Raw genomic sequence first — 2,493 nt, 5'->3', positions numbered from 1 at the left:
CAGCCGGCGGACGATCGCCGCCCGTGTGCCGTCCGGTGGAGACGGCCGACGTCAGAGGTCGCAGGCCCGGCACCGAGGTCGCGTCCACGGCCGGGCCCCGCGTCACCGCTCCCAGGTCCGCGCCCTGGGCGCGCTCGTGGTCGGGGATCCGGTCGCCGGTGAACACCACCGGCACGCTCCACCGGTGCCCGTCGCGCTCCAGCACCACCGCGGACACGCGCCCCCGGCCGCGTACCTCGGCGAGCGCCGCCCGGCCCGCGTCGAGCACCGAGGCGAAGAGTTCACCGGGGGCGATCTCGACGGCGCCCGGCACCGGGAACGCGGAACGGACCGGCCGCCCGGCCGCACCCGCGACCGTGCCGTCGGGCCGTACGACCAGTGCCTTGGTCGCGAACGTGCCCTGGTCCAGCGCGAGGATCGTCACGGCTCCTCCTTCGTTCGCGCTTCGCGCGCCGTCTGGGAGTACCTCGGCAGGGGACCATGATCACACGCCGTTCCCCGACGAAGAGGGGTCCTGGCCGAGCACGCGGTGGCCGTTGGCAGCGGAGGTGCGCTGGGCGATCATCTCCGCCTCGTGGGCGGCCGGTGCCTGAAAGAGCGGTCCGACGTGCGGCGACGTACCGGCGAGCTCACGCCGCCGGCCGCCACGAGGACGTTCCCCGCCACCCGGCCCTTGACATGCAACCTTCTGGTTGCCTAAGTTCTTATGCAACCAGAAGGTTGCCTTTGTTCGAAGGATGGGGATGGACGCGGTCTTCAAGGCTCTCGCCGACGCCACACGCCGGCGGCTGCTCGACAGTCTCAACACTCGCAACGGTCAAAGCCTGCATGAGCTGTGCGCCGAGTCGGGCATGACCCGGCAGGCCGTCGCCAAGCACCTGACCGTCCTGGAGGCCGCCGGCCTCGTGACGGCCGTCCGGCACGGCCGGGAGAAGCTGCACTACGTCAACGCCGCGCCCATCAACGAGATCGCCGAACGCTGGATCAACCGGTACGACCGGGAGCGGGTGCACGCGCTCGCCGACCTGAAGACCTCACTGGAGGACCGTCTGATGAGCAAACCCGAGTTCGTCTACGTCACCTACATCAGGACCACGCCCGAACAGCTCTGGCAGGCGCTCACCGATCCGGTGTTCACCAAGCGCTACTGGGGCGTCGAGTTCGGCACGGACTGGGCCGAGGGATCATCGATGACCTGGCGGGAGGGCGGGTTCGAGACGAGCGACCCGGAACAGATCGTGCTGGTCAGCGAGCCGTACCGGCGACTGTCCTACACCTGGCACACCTTCACGCCCGAGTGGGCGGAGTACGCCGGCAAGTCCGCGGACGCCCTGGCCACGCTGGCCGCCGAGCCCCGGTCGAAGGTCACCTTCGACCTGGAGAAGGCCGGGGCGGCGGTGAAGCTCACCGTGACCCATGACGGCTTCGACCCCGGCAGCGCCGTACTGCCGGACGTGAGCAACGGCTGGCCGCACGTCATCGCCTCCCTCAAGTCGCTCCTGGAGTCCGGCGATCCGCTGTAAGGAAGCGGCCCCCGTGGGGATGCGGTCAGATGCCCAGGAAGCCGCCCATCCCGCGGTTGGAGGAGCGGGTGGTGTCGTAGGCGAGCGGGCAGGCCAGCGTCAGCGTGCGGATCGGCTCGGGGAGCTGGAAGTTGAGCTGCAGCACGTAGCGGTCGGCACCGCTGAACATCTGCGAGATGTAGTCGCCCACGCCCCCGGCCCGCCGGAAGGTCGCGATCTGGACGTTCTGCCAGTCGGTCACCTGGGACGTCATGTGGTCGAAGTAGCCGATCTGGCGCTCGTACGCGTCGAGCATCTCATAGCCCTGCAGGGCCCGCTTACGGAGATGGCCGATCAACTGCCCCTGTGGCGTGACGACATCGATCTTCGGTGTGCCGACGTAGGAGTACGGCTTGTTCACCCAGAAATAGGGCATGCCGTCGGGCCTGGTCACGAGGAGGTCGCGCTTGGCCTGGTCGTTGCGGCGCTGGTTGAGCACGCGCCAGGCCTTCTGCGCCCCGCCCACGCCCTGTTCCGCGACATTGGCGACCGGCTGACCCTGTGGGTTCCAGATGGTGTACTTCGCCTCGACCGAGAACATCTCCGGCGGCTGGTCGTAAACGAGCACAGGGGTGTTGAAAAGGTCCACGCGCGAAGTGTACGACCGACACGGTAGGTCGGGGACAAAATTCGATTCGCCTTTAAGCAGGCATAACGAAAGGGGCGGCCCCAGCACCGAGGGCCGCCCCTGACGTTGTCGGACTTAGAAGTCCATGCCGCCCGCGTCGGGAGCGGCCGGGGCCTTCTCCTTCTCGGGCTTTTCCGCGACGACGGCCTCGGTCGTCAGGAACAGCGCCGCGATCGACGCCGCGTTCTGCAACGCCGAACGCGTCACCTTCGCCGGGTCGATGATCCCGGCCTCGAACATGTTCACGTACTCACCGGTCGCCGCGTTCAGACCCCGACCAGGCTCCAGCGAACGAACCCGCTC

At 68.6% G+C, this 2,493-nt stretch carries 3 protein-coding genes and 1 pseudogene; 1 reads left to right on the top strand and 3 read right to left on the bottom strand.

Features of this window, described 5'->3' with window-relative positions; all coding sequences use genetic code 11:
• Window positions 1–424 (bottom strand): annotated as a pseudogene (locus tag ACFFNX_RS47550) (hypothetical protein); the annotation flags it as partial.
• 319 nt (window positions 425–743) lie between these two features.
• On the opposite strand from ACFFNX_RS47550, the gene ACFFNX_RS47545 reads away from it, so the two are divergent.
• Window positions 744–1,523: an ArsR/SmtB family transcription factor gene (locus ACFFNX_RS47545; RefSeq protein WP_378213014.1), complete on the top strand. Its 780-nt coding sequence runs from the start codon at window positions 744–746 to the stop codon at window positions 1,521–1,523.
• A gap of 25 nt (window positions 1,524–1,548) precedes the next feature.
• On the opposite strand, the gene ACFFNX_RS47540 is transcribed toward ACFFNX_RS47545, so the two are convergent.
• Window positions 1,549–2,151, bottom strand: coding sequence for a hypothetical protein (locus ACFFNX_RS47540; RefSeq protein ID WP_378213013.1), 603 nt, complete (start codon window positions 2,149–2,151; stop codon window positions 1,549–1,551).
• Between the two features lie 114 nt (window positions 2,152–2,265).
• The coding region (locus tag ACFFNX_RS47535; protein ID WP_378213012.1) for a TCP-1/cpn60 chaperonin family protein at window positions 2,266–2,493 on the bottom strand (228 nt) is incomplete at its 5' end.

Origin of the sequence: Actinoallomurus acaciae (assembly GCF_042429965.1) — a bacterium.
GTDB lineage: Bacteria > Actinomycetota > Actinomycetes > Streptosporangiales > Streptosporangiaceae > Actinoallomurus > Actinoallomurus acaciae.
Note: the sequence above shows the minus strand (reverse complement) of the source record. Positions and strands in the feature narration are given on the sequence as shown.

Bases quoted from the DNA above. Each gene is read 5' to 3' on its own strand.
- ACFFNX_RS47545 (WP_378213014.1), top strand. From the start codon at position 744: ATGGACGCGGTCTTCAAGGCTCTCGCCGACGCCACACGCCGGCGGCTG.